Source organism: Klebsiella terrigena (assembly GCF_006539725.1).
GTDB classification, from domain to species: domain Bacteria; phylum Pseudomonadota; class Gammaproteobacteria; order Enterobacterales; family Enterobacteriaceae; genus Klebsiella; species Klebsiella terrigena.
Genome location: NZ_BJNO01000004.1, coordinates 204349 through 223910, shown reverse-complemented (window position 1 = coordinate 223910; position 19562 = coordinate 204349). Strand labels below are relative to the sequence as shown.

The 19562-nt window shown below is 57.1% G+C and carries 18 protein-coding genes and 1 other annotated feature; of the genes, 10 read left to right on the top strand and 8 right to left on the bottom strand.

The window, feature by feature from the left end:
- Window positions 1-67: 67 nt before the first annotated feature.
- Window positions 68-1525 carry a MocR-like pyridoxine biosynthesis transcription factor PdxR gene (gene pdxR, locus RTE01_RS07645; protein ID WP_123551010.1) on the top strand — a complete coding sequence of 486 codons (1458 nt, stop codon included), beginning with the start codon at window positions 68-70 and terminating at the stop codon, window positions 1523-1525.
- On the opposite strand, the gene RTE01_RS07640 is transcribed toward pdxR, so the two are convergent.
- Entirely contained in the window at window positions 1497-1964 is a 468-nt protein-coding gene (locus tag RTE01_RS07640; protein WP_041144353.1) for a YlaC family protein, read from the bottom strand. The two genes, pdxR and RTE01_RS07640, sit on opposite strands and share 29 nt — an antisense overlap.
- Between RTE01_RS07640 and RTE01_RS26585 the strand changes: the two genes are divergently transcribed.
- The gene (locus tag RTE01_RS26585) at window positions 1954-2091 is read left to right on the top strand and encodes a hypothetical protein (protein WP_370461147.1); all 138 of its coding nucleotides are present in this window, start codon (window positions 1954-1956) and stop codon (window positions 2089-2091) included. The genes RTE01_RS07640 and RTE01_RS26585 overlap by 11 nt on opposite strands.
- Here the strand turns inward: RTE01_RS26585 and maa are convergent.
- The 5 genes from maa to acrA all read right to left on the bottom strand — a co-directional run bounded on the left by maa (window position 2063) and on the right by acrA (window position 8235).
- Entirely contained in the window at window positions 2063-2629 is a 567-nt protein-coding gene (gene maa / locus RTE01_RS07635) for a maltose O-acetyltransferase (RefSeq protein ID WP_041144354.1), read from the bottom strand. The two genes, RTE01_RS26585 and maa, sit on opposite strands and share 29 nt — an antisense overlap.
- Window positions 2630-2778: 149 nt before the next feature.
- Window positions 2779-2997, bottom strand: coding sequence for an HHA domain-containing protein (locus tag RTE01_RS07630; RefSeq protein ID WP_041144355.1), 219 nt, complete (start codon window positions 2995-2997; stop codon window positions 2779-2781).
- Between the two features lie 26 nt (window positions 2998-3023).
- A complete protein-coding gene (gene tomB / locus RTE01_RS07625) occupies window positions 3024-3398 on the bottom strand; it encodes an Hha toxicity modulator TomB (protein ID WP_041144356.1) in 375 nt (124 codons plus the stop codon).
- A gap of 474 nt (window positions 3399-3872) precedes the next feature.
- A complete protein-coding gene (acrB, locus tag RTE01_RS07620) occupies window positions 3873-7019 on the bottom strand; it encodes a multidrug efflux RND transporter permease subunit AcrB (RefSeq protein WP_041144357.1) in 3147 nt (1048 codons plus the stop codon).
- Between the two features lie 34 nt (window positions 7020-7053).
- Entirely contained in the window at window positions 7054-8235 is a 1182-nt protein-coding gene (gene acrA / locus RTE01_RS07615; RefSeq protein WP_041144358.1) for a multidrug efflux RND transporter periplasmic adaptor subunit AcrA, read from the bottom strand.
- Between the two features lie 142 nt (window positions 8236-8377).
- On the opposite strand from acrA, the gene acrR reads away from it, so the two are divergent.
- Window positions 8378-9028 (top strand): multidrug efflux transporter transcriptional repressor AcrR, encoded by a 651-nt coding sequence (gene acrR, locus RTE01_RS07610; protein WP_041144359.1) that lies wholly within the window; start codon window positions 8378-8380, stop codon window positions 9026-9028.
- 142 nt (window positions 9029-9170) lie between these two features.
- On the top strand, window positions 9171-12515 hold the full coding sequence (gene mscK, locus RTE01_RS07605; protein ID WP_115193436.1) for a mechanosensitive channel MscK: 3345 nt from the start codon (window positions 9171-9173) through the stop codon (window positions 12513-12515).
- 39 nt (window positions 12516-12554) lie between these two features.
- Here the strand turns inward: mscK and rsmS are convergent, their stop codons facing one another.
- Complete coding sequence (rsmS, locus tag RTE01_RS07600) at window positions 12555-12731, bottom strand: pleiotropic regulatory protein RsmS (RefSeq protein WP_134525339.1); 177 nt, start codon at window positions 12729-12731, stop codon at window positions 12555-12557.
- Between the two features lie 14 nt (window positions 12732-12745).
- Complete coding sequence (priC, locus tag RTE01_RS07595) at window positions 12746-13273, bottom strand: primosomal replication protein N'' (protein ID WP_041144361.1); 528 nt, start codon at window positions 13271-13273, stop codon at window positions 12746-12748.
- A 69-nt stretch (window positions 13274-13342) separates the two neighbouring features.
- Between priC and RTE01_RS07590 the strand changes: the two genes are divergently transcribed.
- The 6 genes from RTE01_RS07590 to htpG all read left to right on the top strand — a co-directional run bounded on the left by RTE01_RS07590 (window position 13343) and on the right by htpG (window position 19412).
- Window positions 13343-13720, top strand: coding sequence for a DUF454 family protein (locus RTE01_RS07590; protein WP_041147537.1), 378 nt, complete (start codon window positions 13343-13345; stop codon window positions 13718-13720).
- 150 nt (window positions 13721-13870) lie between these two features.
- The gene (gene apt / locus RTE01_RS07585) at window positions 13871-14422 is read left to right on the top strand and encodes an adenine phosphoribosyltransferase (RefSeq protein WP_041144362.1); all 552 of its coding nucleotides are present in this window, start codon (window positions 13871-13873) and stop codon (window positions 14420-14422) included.
- A 92-nt stretch (window positions 14423-14514) separates the two neighbouring features.
- Entirely contained in the window at window positions 14515-16383 is a 1869-nt protein-coding gene (dnaX, locus tag RTE01_RS07580) for a DNA polymerase III subunit gamma/tau (protein WP_134525340.1), read from the top strand.
- Window positions 15716-15780, top strand: a sequence feature (DnaX frameshifting element). (Overlaps the previous gene by 65 nt.)
- Before the next feature lie 57 nt (window positions 16384-16440).
- Window positions 16441-16773 carry a YbaB/EbfC family nucleoid-associated protein gene (locus RTE01_RS07575; protein WP_041144364.1) on the top strand — a complete coding sequence of 111 codons (333 nt, stop codon included), beginning with the start codon at window positions 16441-16443 and terminating at the stop codon, window positions 16771-16773.
- Window positions 16773-17378: a recombination mediator RecR gene (gene recR, locus RTE01_RS07570; protein ID WP_041144365.1), complete on the top strand. Its 606-nt coding sequence runs from the start codon at window positions 16773-16775 to the stop codon at window positions 17376-17378. The genes RTE01_RS07575 and recR overlap by 1 nt, the downstream gene beginning before the upstream one ends.
- A gap of 159 nt (window positions 17379-17537) precedes the next feature.
- On the top strand, window positions 17538-19412 hold the full coding sequence (gene htpG, locus RTE01_RS07565; RefSeq protein WP_134525341.1) for a molecular chaperone HtpG: 1875 nt from the start codon (window positions 17538-17540) through the stop codon (window positions 19410-19412).
- The last annotated feature ends 150 nt before the right edge of the window (window positions 19413-19562 follow it).

The window sequence follows — 19562 nt, the reverse complement described above, 5'->3', positions numbered from 1 at the left end:
TAAGGCCTTGCTGGTTCCATAAAAAGTGCCATTGAACTATATTTTTATGGTGCCACGAGGAGCCGCAATGAATATCCCTGACGATGCCTTTTTCACTTTACTGGAACATGCCCTGCGCGACAGGGGCGATGAGACGCTGCAGCGGGCGCTGTACCACGCGCTGCGTGGCGCTATTTTGCAGGGCACTCTGGCAGGAGGCAGCCGTCTGCCTGGCTCACGCGCCATCGCCAGCTGGCTCAATCTGTCGCGCAACACGGTTAACGCGGCGCTGGAGCAGCTGGCGATGGAGGGCTACTTGCTGCGCAGCCGACAGGGGACGCACGTGGCGGCGCTGAGCTCTGCGCAGGAGAGCAAGGTTACGCTACCGGCGATTGCGCTGCCGGAACGGCTGCTGGCGCTCCCGGCGGGGGCCCGGCGCGACTCTCCTGCGCTGGCCTTTACTCCCGGTACGCCGGCGGTTAACTACTTTCCTCTCTCCATTTGGCGACGCCTGCTCGATCGCGTCCTGCGCGAAGAGGGCAGCACGCTGCTGGGCTACGGTGATGCGGCGGGGGAGCTGGCGCTGCGGGAGGCTATCGTGCGCCACCTGGCGCTATCGCGCGGTATTCGCTGCGATGCCCGGCAGATTGTTATTACCGAAGGCGCGCTCGAGGGAGTCAATCTGTGTACCCACCTGCTGAGCGTCGCTGGTGACACCGCCTGGGTAGAGGAGCCGGGCTATTTAGGCGCCAAAAGCGTGTTTCTGAAGGCCGGGCTGCGGGTGAAGGGGATGGCGGTCGACAGCGAAGGCATGCGTCCGGAGGTGGATGAGGGCGAAACGCCGAGGCTCATTTTCACTTCCCCTTCGCACCAGTATCCATGCGGAGCGGTGATGAGCGCCGGGCGACGTCTGGCGCTGCTGGAGTACGCGCGCCAGCATAATGCCTGGATCGTGGAAGATGACTACGATAGCGAGTTTCGCTACAGCGGTGAGCCGATCCCGGCGATGCTGGGAATGGTAAAAGACGCGCCGGTGGTCTATCTCGGTACGTTCAGCAAAACGCTGTTCCCGGCGCTGCGGATTGGTTTTGTGGTCATGCCGCCGGCGCTGGCCGCCGCGGCTCAGGGGGCGGTTAGCGCGCTGCTGCGGGGCGGCCATCGGGCTGAACAGCGGGCGCTGGCGCTCTTCATCGAAGAGGGCCACTATGCCCGTCATCTGGCCGCTATGCGCCGTTTGTATCGTAAGCGTCAGCTGCAGTTACGCGATGCCCTGGCCAGGGAGCTGACCCAGCCTTGTGACATTCTCGGCGGCGAGGGCGGGCTGCACCTGACGGTCGCCGTTGAGGGGATTGATGATGTGGCGGTGGTTGAGCAGGCCCGCCAGTTTCAGCAGGCCCCTGCGGCGTTAAGCCGCTTCTATCTGGACGCACGGCGCGCGCGAAGCGGGCTGGTGCTGGGATATGGCAATACGTCCGCTTCGCATTTTGCTCCGGCGCTGCGGACGTTAAATCGTCTTATCAGGCAGTGCCGCCGCGGGTCAGGCTGAAGACATCGTAGAACGACAGCTCGCCTTTGGTATCAATCATTTTTTGCAGCTGCGTTTTCTGCTCGCCCGCTACGCGCGGCGACTGCAGGATCCGTTCGATCAGCTGAGGCGGGACGAAGCGGGTATTGTACCATTCGCCGTTGTAGCAGACGCGAAAGTCCAGGACGTCGATATCTTCGTAGCGATAGCGCGGATAGACGTCAAAGAAAAAGAAGCCGTTCAGCAGGACAAACAGCACCACCAGTAGCCATACGGAATCTACCAGCGTCTCTGAGGTGAACATGACGACGAAGGTCGCAGCAAAGGCGGCGTACATCGCGACGAACAGCCACGGATGATTGCGAATAAAACTGATACTGAAGCGCGGACGGTTGTCGCGCTTCTCTTTCACATTGAGCTCATCAATGGTATTGGTCAGCAGTTGCTGTATTTCTGTCATTTTGTCCCCGAATTCTACTAAGGCCCAGCCTGAAGGCTATTTTATGTTGCGGGAATCAGATGGAAAAGTAACAGATCAGTTGCGGAAAAGCATAACAGTTACTCTTTTTCAGCTTCCAGCATCCTGATGATTTGCGCGGGATTACCGCCAACAACCGCATTCGGCGGAACGTCTTTGACGACCACGGCCCCGGAGGCGATGACGGCGTTATCGCCAATCGTCACGCCAGGGTTAATCACGGCGCGCCCGCCAATCCAGACGTTATTCCCGATGGTGACCGGTTTACCGTACTCTCTGCCGCTGTTGCGCTCGACCGCATCAAGAGGATGGGTGGCGGTATAGATATGTACGCCGGGTGCCAACATGCAGTTATCGCCGATCCTTATCGGGCAGACGTCGAGCATGACGCAGTCGAAATTAGCGTAGAAATTACTGCCGAGATAAATATTGTAACCATAGTCACAGCGGAAGGTGGGCTCAATCCAGGCATCACCCGCCTGACCAAATAACGCTGTCAGACAGTTTTTGCGGAGTTCACGTTCTTCCGGCGCCGAATGGTTGTAGCGATGCAGCTCCTGCCTGGCATGCAGGCGATCCGCGCGTAGCGTCGCATCTCCGGGCTGATACAGCTCTCCGGCGATCATCTTAAGCTTCTCTTCACTCATGGGGCTTTCCTCAAATAGCGGGTGGGCCACAGTATAAAAAAGAAACCGGTTTCAGATACGCCGTTTGGCTATTTATGCGAGTAATATCACAAATATACCCGAAGTGAGGGGAGGGGGCTGATTACCGCCTGGTCGTTACCTGAAATGAATTAGCGAATGAATTTCCATACCGACGTCGGGATTTTGTCGTAGAGCTTATTCATGGTCAATTCGGCAAGACGGTGATCGGCCGCTGAGTAAAATACAGCCAGTTCGTTGTCCGGAAGTTCGTATTTATTTTTTTCAATTACGCGTTCCAGCGTATCAATTGTCTGACAACGGCGTAAGCGCATCAAATAGTCTGTTTTGGTTAATGGTTCACCAGACATAAATTCACCTTTAGATTGTAATAATACTAACAAGAAAGACTTGCCGGATTTTCCCGGCTGGCGTTAACAAAACAACGGAATAACCGATTTCCCGATTTACGCCATTTCTGCAGGTCTACGCTGTTAATGCCGTAGCTGCTAAACAACATGAAAGTGTCATCAAGGTATTCATCGAGCTGAGCAATCAGTTTATTATCCTCAGCGTACTTAATTTTATAATTAAGCGCGAAGGTAGCAATGTGATCGATCAATTCATTAAGCTGAAGATTGACAGCCGACGTCGGGTCATTGACCCACCCGTGGTTGCTCTCTTCCAGGTTTGCAAGGCAATCATGATACAGGGTTTCGCAGAGAAATCGAAGCTGTGCGATATCATGTCTTTTTGGCGAGTATTCGTCCATAACACATCCCCTTTTGAGTGGTTTTAAACGACGACTAACAAGCACCGTTGTGGGATGAACACGACTAACAGACCTGGCACATACATTGTAATCCTGTTGATTTAACTATAATCCACTCTTAAACAGATTTCACCGTGCTATTACGAAAAATTACAATTATGACCCTTAATTTATCTTAACGCATCGGATTTTATTATACCGCAACATATCAAGGTGATGGCTATCGCAAAGCACACCTTATGGATCATTGGTTTAGCAGGTTATTTTGTCATGCGCCCGTCGGCAGCCACGGATAACGCTGGTATTAAGAATATTCTGAGTGAGACCGAAGGGTTAAACCGTGAAGAATAATCTGGTAAAAATAGGTTACGTCATATCTTTGCTGATTATATAGCAGAACATCCGCTAAACAATCACATTGTGTGCGCTTTCATCGATAAAAAAGGGCCGCAAATGCGGCCCTCAGTTTAGAGATTAATGATGCCCGGTCGGATGACTGTGCTCAATATCTTCCGTTTTCTTGCTGAAACGGCGACGAACGACCACGAAGAATACCGGCACGAAGAAGATTGCCAGAACCGTCGCGGTGACCATCCCGCCCATTACGCCGGTACCTACGGCGTTCTGCGCGCCGGAGCCTGCGCCGGAGCTGATAACCAGCGGCATAACCCCGAGGATAAAGGCCAGCGAGGTCATCAGGATTGGACGCAGACGCATACGTACCGCCTCCAGCGTCGCCTCAATCAGGCCCTTGCCTTCTTTATCCATCAGGTCTTTGGCGAACTCTACGATAAGTATCGCGTTCTTCGCCGACAGGCCGATGGTGGTCAGCAGACCCACCTGGAAGTAGACGTCGTTAGTCAGGCCGCGGAAGGTTGCGGCCAGCAGCGCGCCGATAACCCCGAGCGGTACAACCAGCATAACCGAGAACGGAATTGACCAGCTTTCATACAGCGCTGCCAGACACAGGAATACCACAATCAACGAGATGGCATACAGTGCAGGAGCCTGGTTACCGGACAGACGTTCCTGATAGGACATACCGGTCCAGTCGTAGCCAACGCCAGCCGGCAGCTTGCCCGCCAGTTCTTCCATCAGGTTCATGGCTTCACCGGTACTTCTACCCGGAGCCGCCTGACCGAGGATTTCCATCGACGGCAGACCGTTATAGCGTTCCAGACGCGGTGAACCGTACTCCCAGTGCGACGTTGAGAAGGCCGAGAACGGCACCATCTGCCCGTCGCTACCGCGAACGTACCAGTTGCCAATATCTTCTGGCAGCATGCGGTATTTCGCTTCGGACATCACGTACACTTTCTTCACGCGACCGCGGTCGATAAAGTCGTTGACGTAGCTACCGCCCCAGGCTGCGCCCAGCGTGGTATTGATGTCACTGATGGATACGCCCAGCGCCTGCGCTTTCTCCTGATCGATATCTACCTTGAACTGCGGAGTATCTTCCAGGCCGTTCGGACGCACGCCGACCAGCAGGTCAGGGTGTTTCGCCACTTCACCAAACAGCTGGTTACGCGCCTGGGTCAGTTTTTCGTGGCCTAAGCCACCCTGGTCGATCAGCTGGAAGTCAAAGCCGGTTGCGGTACCCAGCTCGACGATAGCCGGCAGGTTAAAGGCGAAGACCATCGCATCTTTAATCTGCGAGAAGCGCGCCATCGCACGACCGGTAATCGCTTCAACCTTGTTCTCGCTGCCCGGACGTTCGCTCCAGTCTTTCAGAGAAACGAACGCAATACCGGTGTTCTGACCACGACCCGCGAAGCCAAAGCCGTTAACCGCGAACACGGATTCAACGTTGGCTTTCTCTTTCGTGAGGTAGTAGTCCGTCATCTCATCCAGCACTTTCTGCGTACGCTCCTGGGTGGCACCAGCAGGCAGCTGCGCCATGCTCAGGAATACGCCCTGGTCTTCATCCGGCAGGAACGAGCTCGGCAGACGAACGAACAGGAATGCCATTCCGACAACGATGATCAGATACAGCACCAGATAACGACCGGTACTGCGCAGGATGTTGCCTACGCTATCGGTGTAGTGGTGGGTGCTCTTATCGAACATGCGGTTAAACCAGCCAAAGAAGCCTTTGTGCTCGCCGTGACCGCCTTTAGCGATAGGTTTCAGCATCGTGGCGCACAGCGCCGGAGTCAGAATCAATGCCACCAGTACCGACAGCGCCATCGCCGAAACGATAGTGATGGAGAACTGACGATAAATCGCCCCGGTTGAGCCGCCGAAGAAGGCCATCGGGATGAATACCGCCGACAGGACCATCGCGATACCGACCAGCGCGCCCTGGATCTGGCCCATGGATTTACGGGTTGCTTCCTTCGGCGGGAGCCCCTCCTCGGCCATGACGCGCTCGACGTTTTCTACCACCACGATGGCGTCATCCACCAACAGGCCTATCGCCAGCACCATACCAAACATGGTTAAGGTGTTTATCGAGAAGCCAAAGATGGCGAGGATGGCGAATGTCCCTAACAGGACCACCGGAACCGCGATGGTTGGAATCAGCGTGGCGCGGAAGTTCTGCAGGAACAGGTACATAACCAGGAAGACCAGGATAATTGCTTCAACCAGCGTTTTAACCACTTCATGAATGGAGATTTTCACGAACGGCGTGGTGTCATACGGGTAAACAATCTTCAGGCCTGACGGGAAGTACGGCTCCATTTTCGCCAGTTCAGCGCGAATGGCGTTTGCGGTATCCAGCGCGTTAGCGCCGGTCGCCAGTTTGATACCCAGACCGGAAGCTGGCTGGTTGTTAAACTTCGCGATGATGTCGTAGTTTTCGCCACCGAGCTCGACCTTCGCCACATCGCGCAGGCGAACCTGCGAACCGTCCTGGTTCACTTTCAGCAGGATGTTGCTAAATTCGTCCGCAGATTTCAGACGCGTTTGCGCAATGATCGAAGCGTTCAGCTGCTGGCCTTTCACCGGCGGCGTACCGCCTAACTGACCGGCTGCAACCTGGGCGTTCTGCGCTTTAATGGCGCTAATGACATCGACCGGCGTCAGCTGGAAGTTGTTCAGCTTGTTCGGATCCATCCAGATACGCATCGCGTACTGGGAACCAAACAGCTGAACGTCGCCCACGCCCGACGTACGGCTGATCGCATCCTTCATGTTGGCGCCAACGTAGTCGGAAATATCCTCCTGCGTCATGGTGCCGTTGGTGTTGATAACGCCGACAACCATCAGGAAGCTGCTGGAGGATTTCTCCACGCTCACGCCCTGTTGCTGTACTTCCTGCGGCAGCAGCGGCATAGCGAGCTGCAGTTTGTTCTGCACCTGCACCTGCGCGATATCCGCGTCGGTACCGGACTGGAAGGTCAGCGTGATCTGAACCGTACCGGTTGAGTCACTGTTGGAGGACATGTACATCAGGTTATCGATACCGTTCATGTTCTGTTCGATAACCTGCGTGACGGTATCCTGCACCGTTTTCGCATCAGCACCAGGGTAGGTTGCAGAAATTGTCACCGCCGGCGGCGCAATCGTTGGATATTGCGCGACAGGCAGCTTCAGGATCGCAAGTCCCCCAGCTAGCATGATTATTATGGCGATCACCCATGCGAATATGGGGCGATCGATAAAGAAATTAGGCATGTCTTAACGGCTCCTGTTTAAGTTAAGACCTGGTTTACTCTGACTGAGCGTTGCTTGCAGCTTGCTGCTTATCGTCAGAGGCTACTTCCTGCGCTTTCACCTGCACGCCTGGTTTTACTTTTTGCAGCCCGGTGACGATGACGCGATCGCCTGATTTCACCCCGGTAGTGACCAGCCATTTATCGCCAATCGCCTGCGTTGCAGTGACCTGACGAACCTCGACCTTATCGCCTTCGCCCACCACCATTACGCTGGCATCACCGCGCGGAGTGCGGGTTACACCCTGCTGTGGTACCAGCAGTGCGTCAGGGTTGGTGCCTTCTTGCAAACGCGCGCGGACGAACATACCTGGCAGCAGGGAGTTATCCGGGTTCGGGAAGATAGCGCGCAGAGTGATAGAACCGGTGGTCTGATCAACGGTCACATCAGAAAACTCCAGCGTGCCGCCCTGCGGATACTTCAGACCATCGCTGGTGACCAGCTCGACCTTAGCTTTACCGTTTTCCTGCTTCAGCTTACCGTTTGCCAGCTCCTGTTTCAGGCGCAGGAAATCGTTGCTCGACTGGGTCACGTCAACGTAGATCGGGTCCAGCTGCTGAACGGTGGCCAGCGCGGTGGTCTGGCCGTTCTGCACCAGCGCACCTTCCGTCACTGCCGATTTACCAATACGACCGCTGATAGGCGAAGTCACTTTGGTATACGCCAGGTTAATACGCGCGGTTTCCACGGCAGCTTTTGCCGCCACGACGGCAGCATTGCTCTGCTGAGCGTCAGCAACTGCGGTGTCGTAGTCTTGTTGACTGATATATTTGGTGCCTAACAGTTTCTGGTAACGCTTGACCGTCAGCTGGGCGATGTTTGCCGCCGCCTGTGCTTTGGCTAAGTCGCCTTTTGCGCTTTCGTAGCTGGCCTGATAGGTTGCCGGATCGATCTGATAAAGGGACACGCCTGCCTGGATATCGCTACCTTCAGTGAAGTTACGTTTCAGAATAATGCCACTCACCTGAGGGCGAACTTCAGCAACGCGGTATGCACTGGTGCGGCCAGGCAGCTCGGTGGTGATTTGTAGAGGTGCGGATTTGAGCGTCACAACGCCGACTTCCGGCATTTGCTGGGCCCCTTGTTGAGCCGGTTTGTCGTCACATCCTGTTAGCGCTAAGCTGCCTGAGAGCATCAGAACGACCGCCAGAGGCGTTAACCCTCTGTTTTTGTTCATATGTAAACCTCGAGTGTCCAATTTCAAATTGTTCAGTGGCTCAAACGACCACAAACCCACTACTGTGTTTCTATTATGGTCATGCTATGGTACATACATTCATAAATGTATGTAAACGTAACCTCTGTAAACTCATCGACCTATGGCACGAAAAACCAAACAACAGGCACTTGAAACCCGGCAACACATTCTGGACGTTGCTCTGCGTTTGTTTTCGCAGCAAGGCGTATCATCTACCTCGTTGGCAGCAATTGCAAAAGCTGCAGGAGTGACGAGGGGGGCTATCTACTGGCATTTCAAGAATAAATCAGATTTATTTAATGAAATATGGGTGCTTTCGGAGGCCAGCATTAGTGACCTCGAAGTTGAGTATCGGGCAAAATTCCCCAACGATCCACTGTCAGTTGTTCGTGAGATCTTAGTCTATGTTCTTGAAGCAACGGTGACAGAAGAGCGTCGGCGGCTGATGATGGAAATCATCTTCCATAAATGCGAGTTTGTGGGCGAGATGACGGCGGCCCAGGAGGCGCAGCGCAGCCTCTGTCTCGAGAGCTACGATCGCATCGAGCACACCCTTAACGAATGTATTGCGGCGAAGATGCTGCCGGCCAATTTATTAACCCGGCGGGCGGCGATTTTAATGCGCAGCTACCTTTCGGGCCTGATGGAAAACTGGCTATTTGCGCCGGACTCTTTCGATCTGCAAAAAGACGCGCGCGAATTTGTCGAGACGCTGCTCGAGATGTATCAGTTTTGCCCTTCACTGCGGGCTCCAGCCGAGGCCGCGCTCTAGCGCTTCGCTTAAGTTCCCGACCTGAACCGGCGCGAAAAAATGCCGCTATCCGCCGCTATTCGCGCGCGGGTAGAAGTGCTATTCTGCGCGCTGCGACGACCCCCGGTATTCTCCGGCTTCTGCAACCACTCATGTTAACACTATGCTGCATACTATTCGTTGGCGAAACGCCATTTCCGCTTTTGTAATTGTACTGATGTTTTTCGTTGGCAGCCTTGGCGCAACGCGGGCCTTTGCGGCCGATTTACCCGATCGCTCCGATGTGCAGAGCCAGCTCAATACGCTGAATAAGCAGAAAGAGCTCACTCCCCAGGACAAGCTGGTTCAGCAGGACCTGACGCAAACCCTCGAAACGCTCGATAAAATTGAGCGCATCAAGTCGGAGTCGGCCCAGCTGCGCCAGCAGGTCGATCAGGCCCCGGCGAAAATGCGCCAGGCGGTCGATGGCCTGAACGCGCTCGGCGATGTGCCTGACGATGAGGCCACGCGCAAAACGCTGGCCTCGCTGTCGCTCCGTCAGCTGGAAGCCCGCGTCACCCAGGCCCTCGACGAACTGCAAAATGCCCAGAACGATCTGGCGACGTACAACAGCCAGCTGGTTGCTTTGCAAACCCAGCCGGAGCGCGTGCAGAACGCGATGTACTCGGCGTCCCAGCAGTTGCAGCAGATCCGTAACCGGCTGAACGGCACCTCGGTGGGGGAAGAGGCCCTGCGTCCAACCCTGCAGGGGCTTCTGCTGACCCAGCAGGCGCTGCTGAACGCGCAGATCGACCAGCAGCGTAAAAGCCTGGAAGGGAATACCGTCCTGCAGGACACGCTGCAGAAGCAGCGGGACTACGTCAGCGCCAACAGCAACCGTCTGGAGCATCAGCTGCAGCTGCTGCAGGAAGCCGTTAACAGCAAGCGGCTGACGCTGACGGAAAAAACCGCGCAGGAAGCGGTGACGCCCGATGAAACCGCGCGCATTCAGGCCAATCCGCTGGTGAAGCAGGAGCTGGAGATTAACCACCAGCTCAGCCAGAGGCTGATATCGGCGACTGAAAACGGCAACCAGCTGGTGCAGCGCAATATTAAGGTCAAAAACTGGCTCGATCGCGCGCTGCAGTCGGAACGCGACATTAAAGAACAGATTTCGGTCCTCAAAGGCAGCCTGCTGCTGTCGCGTATCCTTTACCAGCAGCAGCAGACCCTGCCGTCTGCCGACGAGCTGGAGGATATGACCAACCGCATCGCCGACCTGCGCCTCGAACAATTTGAGGTTAACCAGCAGCGCGACGCCCTGTTCCAGAGCGACGCCTACGTCGCAAAACTGGAAGAAGGGCACAGCAGCGACGTGAATCAGGAAGTCCACGACGCCCTGCTGGACGTGGTAGATATGCGCCGCGAGCTGCTCGATCAGTTCAACAAACAGCTGGGTAATCAGCTGATGATGGCGATCAACCTGCAGATTAACCAGCAGCAGCTGATGAGCGTCTCCAGCACCCTGAAGGCCATCCTGACCCAGCAAATTTTCTGGGTTAACAGCAACAAGCCCATGGACTGGGAGTGGATCAAATCCTTCCCTGAAGCGCTGAAAGGGCAGTTTAAGGCGATGAAAATCACCGTAAACTGGGAAAAAGCCTGGCCCGCCGTCTTCGTGGCCTTCCTTGCCGGGCTGCCGCTGCTGCTGATTGCCGGCCTTATCCGCTGGCGCCTGCAGTGGCTGCGCAGCTACCAGGCAAAGCTGGCGTCGCAGGTCGGGCAGCTGCGTAACGATACCCAGCTGCATACGCCAAAAGCGATTTTGATCGATCTGATTAGGGCTCTGCCGGTGGTGCTGCTGATCCTCGCCGCGGGCCTGATTCTGCTGACGATGCAGCTCAATATCAGCGATCTGCTGTGGGCCTACAGCAAGAAGCTGGCGCTGTTCTGGCTGGTGTTTGGCCTGTGCTGGAAGGTTCTGGAAAAAGACGGCGTGGCGGTGAGCCACTTCAATATGCCGCCGCAGCTCACCAGCCACTGGCGTCGGCAGATTGTCCGCGTCAGCCTGGCGCTGCTGCCGCTGAACCTGTGGTCGGTTATCTCCGAACTCTCTCCGCTGCATCTGATGGATGATGTGTTGGGGCAGTTCGTTATCTTTATCAACCTGCTGCTGATTGCGGTGCTGGTGTGGCCGATGTGCCGCGAAAGCTGGCGCGACAAGGAGTCGCACAGCCTGCGCCTGGCGACCGTCACCGTGCTGTCGATCGTCCCCATTGCGCTGATGGCGCTGACTGCAACAGGCTACTTCTATACCACGCTGCGCCTTGCCGGCCGCTGGATTGAAACCGTCTATCTGGTGATGCTGTGGAATCTGCTGTATCAGACCGTGCTGCGCGGCCTGAGCGTGGCGGCCCGCCGCATCGCCTGGCGTCGCGCGCTGGCTCGCCGTCAGCACCTGGTCAAAGAGGGCGCCGAAGGCGCTGAGCCGCAGGAGGAGCCAACGATCGCGCTGGAGCAGGTCAACCAGCAAACGCTGCGCATCACCATGCTGGTGATGATCGCCCTGTTCGGCATTCTGTTCTGGGCTATTTGGTCGGATCTGATCACCGTCTTCGCCTATCTCGACAGCGTCACCCTGTGGCACTACAACGGCACCGAAGCCGGTGTCAACGTGGTAAAAAGCGTCACCATGGGCAGCCTGCTGTTTGCGATAGTGGCCTCGATGGTGGCCTGGGCGCTCATCCGCAACCTGCCGGGTCTGCTGGAAGTGCTGATCCTGTCGCGGCTCAACATGCGCCAGGGGACGTCGTATGCGATAACCTCGATTCTGAACTACGCCATTATCGCCATTGGCGCGATGACGGTGTTTGGCTCGCTGGGGGTATCGTGGGACAAACTGCAGTGGCTGGCGGCCGCGCTGTCGGTAGGTTTGGGCTTTGGCCTGCAGGAAATTTTCGGTAACTTCGTTTCCGGCCTGATTATCCTCTTTGAACGCCCGGTACGCATTGGCGATACGGTTACCATCGGGACCTTCTCCGGCACCGTCAGCAAGATCCGCATCCGCGCGACCACCATTACCGACTTTGACCGTAAAGAGGTGATCATTCCGAACAAAGCGTTCGTGACGGAGCGCCTGATCAACTGGTCGCTGTCTGACACCGTTACCCGCGTCGTCATCCGCCTCGGCGTGGCGTACGGCTCGGATCTGGATAAGGTGAAGGAAGTCCTGCTGCAGGCCGCGCATGAGCATCCGAAGGTGATGCCTGAACCAGCGCCGGCGGTCTTCTTCACGACCTTTGGTGCCAGCACGCTGGATCACGAACTGCGTCTCTACGTTCGCGAACTGCGCGATCGCAGCTACACCGTGGATGAGCTAAACCGCACCATCGATCGCCTGTGCCGTGAAAACGATATCAACATCGCCTTCAACCAGCTGGAAGTTCATCTGCGTAATGAAAAGGGTGATGAAGTGACGGAGCTGAAGCGTGAAGTTAAAGGGGACGATCCTTCCCCGGCGCTCGGCTAATTGACTCTCGGGGCGGCCGATGCGCCGCCCCGCAGCCCGCTACTGTTCCTTATTGTTCTGCGCCGATCCCGGCGCGTTCTTTAGCTTGCCTTCATAATCACGGCGAATGATTTCCAGCGCGCCGAGCACCGTGCGCGGGCTGACCTGGTTCTCTTCGAGCAGCATGATTAAATCGACGGCCAGTTTGACTTCATCCGGGGCATTTTCTAGCGACATTCTCATTCCTTCCGTTAGCGCGTCATGCGTGCCAGCACGCTCTCTATTTTTTCCAGCGCATCGCGGCAGCGGGCCAGGCGTCCGGCATAGGCCTCGACCTCTTTCGCCAGGCGCTGCTGCTCATCGAGCGTCGTCGCCTGCAGCCACTGCCGCTGGCGATCGTTGCGCATGGCCAGCAGGCGACGCTCATACTCCTGGTGCTTCAGCCGACGCCGCTGCCAGCGGCCCAGCCCCGATGCCGCGCTGTCCCAGCTGCGCAGCGACCAGGTTGCCGTCTCGCGGCTGATGGCGACAATTTGCGCGGTCAGACGCTCTGCCAGCCAGGCAACCTGCGGCAGCTGCTGGTGGGCGACAGCCTGCTGTAATTTGGCAAAATTATCCTGGGCTTCATCCAGATAGGCCTGCATCAGCGTGCTGCGGGTACGGAACAGCTGGCGATCGAAGCGGGCGCTCAGCGTTGCGTGGTTCGCCAGCGGCGCGACCTCTGCGGCCAGCCGGGCAAGCTGCTCTTCCAGCGAGTGTAAAAGCCGGGTTGTTTTCAAATAACTCCTCCCTACCCTGATAAGCAACTATGCTACAGTAGCCACATCTGCTTGATAACGATTCGCATTATGCCACGTATTATTTTAATCATCATTGGCTGGCTGGCGGTAGTTCTGGGAACGCTGGGCGTCTTCCTGCCTTTACTGCCGACGACGCCGTTTATTCTGCTGGCGGCCTGGTGCTTTGCCCGCTCATCGCCGCGTTTTCATCACTGGCTGCTGTATCGCTCGTGGTTTGGCGGCTACCTGCGCCACTGGCAGCAGCACCGTGCCATGCCGCCCGGCGCCAAGCCGCGGGCGATAGCGATGATTATACTGACCTTTGCCATTTCCCTGTGGCTGGTTAAGCTTACGTGGGTACGCATCATGCTGCTGGTGATTTTGGCCTGTCTGCTGATATTTATGTGGCGTATTCCGGTGGTTGATGCAAAGCAACAAAAGCACTGATGCGCCATAATGCCTGTTGCAATTGTCGCTGACAGTCAGTAAATTCGAGCGTTTTCGAGCGCGGGTACGCCTGGTCAAAGGTTAATCAAATGTTTCCCTGGCCCGTTTGGCGCGTCCGTGAGTAACACCGTTTTTATCAGGCATAAACTTATGACCGCAACTGCACAGCAGCTTGAATATCTGAAGAACAGCATCCAAAGCATTCAGGACTATCCGAAACCGGGTATCCTTTTCCGTGATGTCACCAGCTTGCTGGAAGACCCGCAGGCCTATGCCCTGAGCATCGAGCTGCTGACCGAGCGTTACAGAAATGCCGGCATCACCAAGGTGGTGGGTACCGAAGCGCGCGGTTTCCTGTTTGGCGCACCGGTTGCGCTGGCGCTGGGTGTTGGCTTCGTTCCGGTACGTAAACCGGGTAAGCTGCCGCGTGAAACTATCTCCGAGAGCTACGAGCTCGAGTACGGCACCGACAGCCTGGAAATCCACGTTGACGCCATCAAAGAAGGCGACAAGGTGCTGGTGGTTGACGATCTGCTGGCGACCGGCGGCACCATCGATGCGACCGTGAAGCTGATCCGCCGTCTGGGCGGTGAGGTGCAGGATGCTGCTTTCGTCATCAACCTGTTCGATCTGGGCGGCGAGCAGCGTCTGGATAAGCTGGGCATCAACAGCTACAGCCTGGTTCCGTTCCCGGGTCACTAAGCATTTCCCGATACATAGCCTCGCCGATCCGGCGGGGCTGTGATAGCATGGCCCCTTCGTGATTTCACCTTCCAGCGTTTCAGAGCCAGCCCATGAGTTATCAGGTCTTAGCCCGTAAATGGCGCCCACAAACCTTTGCTGACGTCGTCGGCCAGGAACATGTGCTGACCGCACTGGCGAACGGCTTGTCGTTAGGGCGCATCCATCACGCTTATCTCTTTTCCGGCACCCGCGGGGTAGGTAAAACCTCCATTGCGCGCCTGCTGGCAAAAGGGTTGAACTGTGAAACCGGCATTACCGCCACGCCGTGCGGCGTGTGCGACAACTGCCGTGAAATAGAGCAGGGGCGCTTCGTCGATTTGATAGAGATCGATGCCGCCTCGCGGACGAAAGTCGAAGATACCCGCGATCTGCTGGACAACGTTCAGTACGCGCCGGCCCGTGGTCGCTTCAAAGTCTACCTGATTGATGAAGTCCACATGCTGTCGCGCCACAGCTTCAACGCGTTGTTAAAGACGCTGGAGGAGCCGCCCGCGCACGTCAAATTCCTGCTGGCTACCACCGATCCGCAAAAGCTGCCGGTGACGATCCTGTCGCGCTGCCTTCAGTTCCATCTGAAGGCGCTGGACGTCGAGCAGATCCGCCATCAGCTTGAGCATATCCTCGGCGAAGAGCAGATTGCCTTTGAATCCCGCGCGCTGCAGCTGCTGTCGCGTGCGGCGGACGGCAGCCTGCGTGACGCCCTGAGCCTGACCGATCAGGCCATTGCCAGCGGCGATGGTCGCCTGACGACGGAGTCGGTCAGCGCGATGCTTGGCACCCTGGACGACGACCAGGCGCTCTCTTTAATTGAGGCGCTGGTAGCCGCCGACGGCGAGCGGGTCATGGCCGGCGTTAACGAGGCCGCGTCGCGCGGCGTTGAGTGGGAGGCGCTGCTGGTCGAAATGCAGAGCCTGCTGCACCGTATCGCGATGGTACAGCTGTCGCCCTCGGCGCTGGGCGCCGATATGGCCGCGATAGAGCAGCGCATGCGCGAGCTTGCGCGCACCGTCCCGCCTGCCGATGTACAGCTATACTATCAGACGCTGCTGATTGGCCGTAAAGAGCTGCCCTATGCCCCGGACCGGCGCATGGGCGTTGAGATGACCCTGCTGCGCGCGCTGGCTTTCCATCCGCATAAACCGCTGCCCGAGCCGGAGGTCCGGCCGGTGCAGACCATAGCCGCCGCACCGCCGCAGAATTTGCCGCAGAACACCAGTCAGGTACTGGCGGCGCGGAGCCATCTGCAGCGTAATCAGGGAGCACCCAGCCCAAAAAAGAGTGAACCGGCAGCCGCATCCCGCGCGCGGCCGGTGAATAACTCTGCGCTGGAGCGTCTGAGTTCGATTACCGAGCGCGTGCAGGCACGTCCTGCTGCAGCGGCGCTGGAGCAGGCCCCGGCGAAGAAAGAAGCCTATCGCTGGAAATCGACGACCGTCGTCGAAACGGTGAAGGAAGAAGTTGCCACGCCGAAGGCGCTGAAGAAAGCGCTGGAGCATGAGAAAACCCCGGAGCTGGCGGCAAAGCTCGCCGTTGAAGCGGTCGAACGCGATAGCTGGGCGGCGGAAGTTAACCAGCTTGCGGTACCGAAGCTGGTCGAGCAGGTGGCGCTCAACGCGTGGAAAGAGCAGGACGGTAACCGTATCTGCCTGCATCTACGGCCGAGCCAGCGGCATCTCAACTCCGCTGGCGCGCAGCAAAAGCTGGCGGAAGCGCTCGGCGTTTTATACGGCGCAGCGGTTGAACTGACCATCGTGGAAGACGATAATCCTGCGATGCGCACGCCGCTGGAGTGGCGGCAGGCAATTTATGAAGAGAAGCTCACGCAGGCGCGTGAAGCGATTATTGCGGATAACAACATCCAGACGCTGCGCCGGTTCTTCGATGCAGACCTGGATGAAGAGAGTATTCGCCCCATTTGATGACAAGTTCGACTTGCCATCATCATCCTTAACGATGACCTACTGAGAGAGAAGCCTATGTTTGGTGGAAAAGGCGGCCTGGGTAACCTGATGAAGCAGGCCCAGCAGATGCAGGACAAAATGCAGCAGATGCAGGAAGAGATTGCCCGGCTGGAAGTGACCGGTGAATCCGGCGCAGGACTGGTTAAAGTCACCATCAACGGCGCGCACAACTGCCGTCGCGTGGAGATCGATCCAAGCCTGCTGGAAGATGACAAAGATATGCTGGAAGACCTCGTGGCTGCGGCCTTCAACGATGCGGCGCGCCGCATTGAAGAGACCCAGAAAGAGAAGATGGCCTCCGTCTCTTCCGGTATGCAGCTGCCGCCTGGCTTTAAGATGCCGTTCTGATGCAAACCAGCCCGCTGTTAACTCAGCTTATGGAAGCACTGCGCTGCCTGCCGGGCGTTGGCCCAAAGTCGGCGCAGCGCATGGCGTTTACGCTACTTCAGCGCGATCGCAGCGGCGGGATGCGTCTGGCGCAGTCATTGACGCGCGCCATGTCGGAAATCGGCCACTGTGCCGATTGCCGCACCTTCACCGAGCAGGAGGTGTGCAATATTTGCAGCAATCCGCGCCGCCGGGAGAACGGGCAGATCTGCGTGGTGGAGAGTCCAGCGGACATCTATGCCATCGAGCAGACCGGGCAGTTTTCCGGCCGCTACTTCGTCCTGATGGGCCACCTGTCGCCGCTTGACGGGATTGGACCGGATGACATCGGGCTTGACCGCCTGGAGCAGCGGCTGCGTGACGAATCGATGCAGGAAGTGATCCTCGCCACCAACCCAACGGTAGAAGGCGAAGCGACCGCGAACTACATTGCCGAACTCTGCGCGCAGTACGGCGTCGAGGCCAGCCGCATCGCCCACGGCGTGCCGGTTGGCGGCGAGCTGGAGATGGTTGACGGCACCACGCTGTCACACTCCCTCGCCGGACGGCATAAGATCCGGCTTTAGTCCGACATTCAGGCTGCTGGCGCGCGTCGTCCGCAGCCTGAATTATTTCGCGCATTCGGCATTTTTCGCCGCCATTGCTTGAAAAATTTTCCTGCCGTCCCCATCTCACACTCAACGGTTTTTTTACCATTAAACATGGCATTGTTGAGGTTAAGCTAGATGAAAGGACAAGAAACTCGCGGTTTTCAGTCAGAGGTAAAACAGCTTCTGCACCTGATGATCCACTCTCTCTATTCCAATAAAGAAATCTTCCTGCGCGAGCTTATTTCCAACGCCTCCGATGCGGCCGACAAGCTGCGCTTTCGCGCGCTGTCGCAGCCGGATCTCTACGAGGGCGACGGTGAGCTGCGCGTGCGGGTCTCTTTTAACAAAGATGAGCGCACCCTGACCATCGCCGACAACGGCATCGGGATGAATCGCGACGAGGTTATCGATCATCTCGGGACGATTGCCAAATCCGGCACCAAATCGTTCCTCGAATCGATGGGCTCCGATCAGGCAAAAGACAGCCAGCTGATTGGCCAGTTTGGCGTCGGCTTCTACTCCGCGTTTATCGTGGCCGATAAGGTCACCGTACGTACGCGTGCCGCAGGCGACAGCGCCGAAAACGGCGTATTCTGGGAGTCCGCCGGCGAAGGCGACTACACCGTTGCCGATATCACCAAGGCCGATCGCGGAACTGAGATAACCCTGCATCTGCGCGAAGGCGAGGATGATTTCCTCAACGACTGGCGCGTGCGCTCGATCATCAGCAAATACTCCGACCATATCGCGCTGCCGGTAGAGATTGAAAAACAGGAAGAAGTTGACGGTGAAACCGTTATCTCCTGGGAGAAAATCAACAAGGCGCAGGCGCTGTGGACGCGCAATAAGTCGGAAATTAAAGACGACGAGTACCACGAGTTCTATAAGCACATTGCCCACGACTATAGCGACCCGCTGACCTGGAGCCACAACCGCGTTGAAGGGAAGCAGGAGTACACCAGCCTGCTGTATATCCCGTCCCAGGCGCCGTGGGATATGTGGAACCGCGATCATAAACATGGCCTGAAGCTGTACGTTCAGCGCGTCTTCATCATGGACGACGCCGAGCAGTTCATGCCTAACTACCTGCGCTTCGTCCGCGGCCTCGTTGATTCCAACGACCTGCCGCTGAACGTATCGCGCGAAATCCTGCAGGACAGCAGCGTCACCCGCAACCTGCGCAGCGCGCTGAGCAAGCGCGTGCTGCAGATGCTGGAAAAACTGGCGAAAGACGATGCCGAAAAATATCAGACCTTCTGGCAGCAGTTCGGCCTGGCGCTGAAAGAGGGCCCGGCGGAAGACAGCGCGAACCAGCAGACCATTGCTAAGCTGCTGCGCTTCGCCAGTACGCATACCGACTCCGCCGCGCAGACCGTGTCGCTGGAAGAGTACGTCTCCCGCATGAAAGAAGGGCAGGAGAAGATTTACTACATCACCGCCGACAGCTACGCCGCCGCGAAGAGCAGCCCGCACCTCGAGCTGCTGCGTAAGAAAGGCATCGAAGTGCTGCTGCTCTCTGACCGCATTGACGAGTGGATGATGAGCTATCTGACCGAGTTCGACGGCAAGGCGTTCCAGTCGGTAGCCAAAACCGACGAGTCGCTGGATAAGCTGGCGGATGAAGTTGATGAAAGCACCAAAGAGGCTGAAAAGGCGCTGGAGCCGTTCGTTGACCGCGTGAAAACGCTGCTGGGCGAGCGGGTGAAAGAGGTTCGTCTGACCCACCGTCTGACCGATACGCCGGCCATCGTCACTACCGATGCGGATGAGATGAGCACCCAGATGGCGAAGCTGTTCGCCGCTGCGGGCCAGGCTGCGCCGGAAGTGAAGTACATCTTTGAACTGAACCCGGCTCATCAGCTGGTTAAACGCGCCGCGGATACCCAGGATGATGCTCAGTTTGGCGAATGGGTTGAGCTGCTGCTCGATCAGGCGCTGCTGGCCGAGCGCGGTACGCTGGAAGATCCTAACCAGTTTATCCGCCGCATGAACCAGCTGCTGGCATCCTAACTCCTGCCCTCAATACCCTCTCCCGAAACGGGGGAGGGTATCTGCCTCAAACCTTCTGAAATACCCTCTTCAGCCAAAATAAACTGACCATTAACCGTTTCAGCCGCTCTGCCTTCCTTGAGCCATCTGCGTTCTGGTGGTATGGTTTAG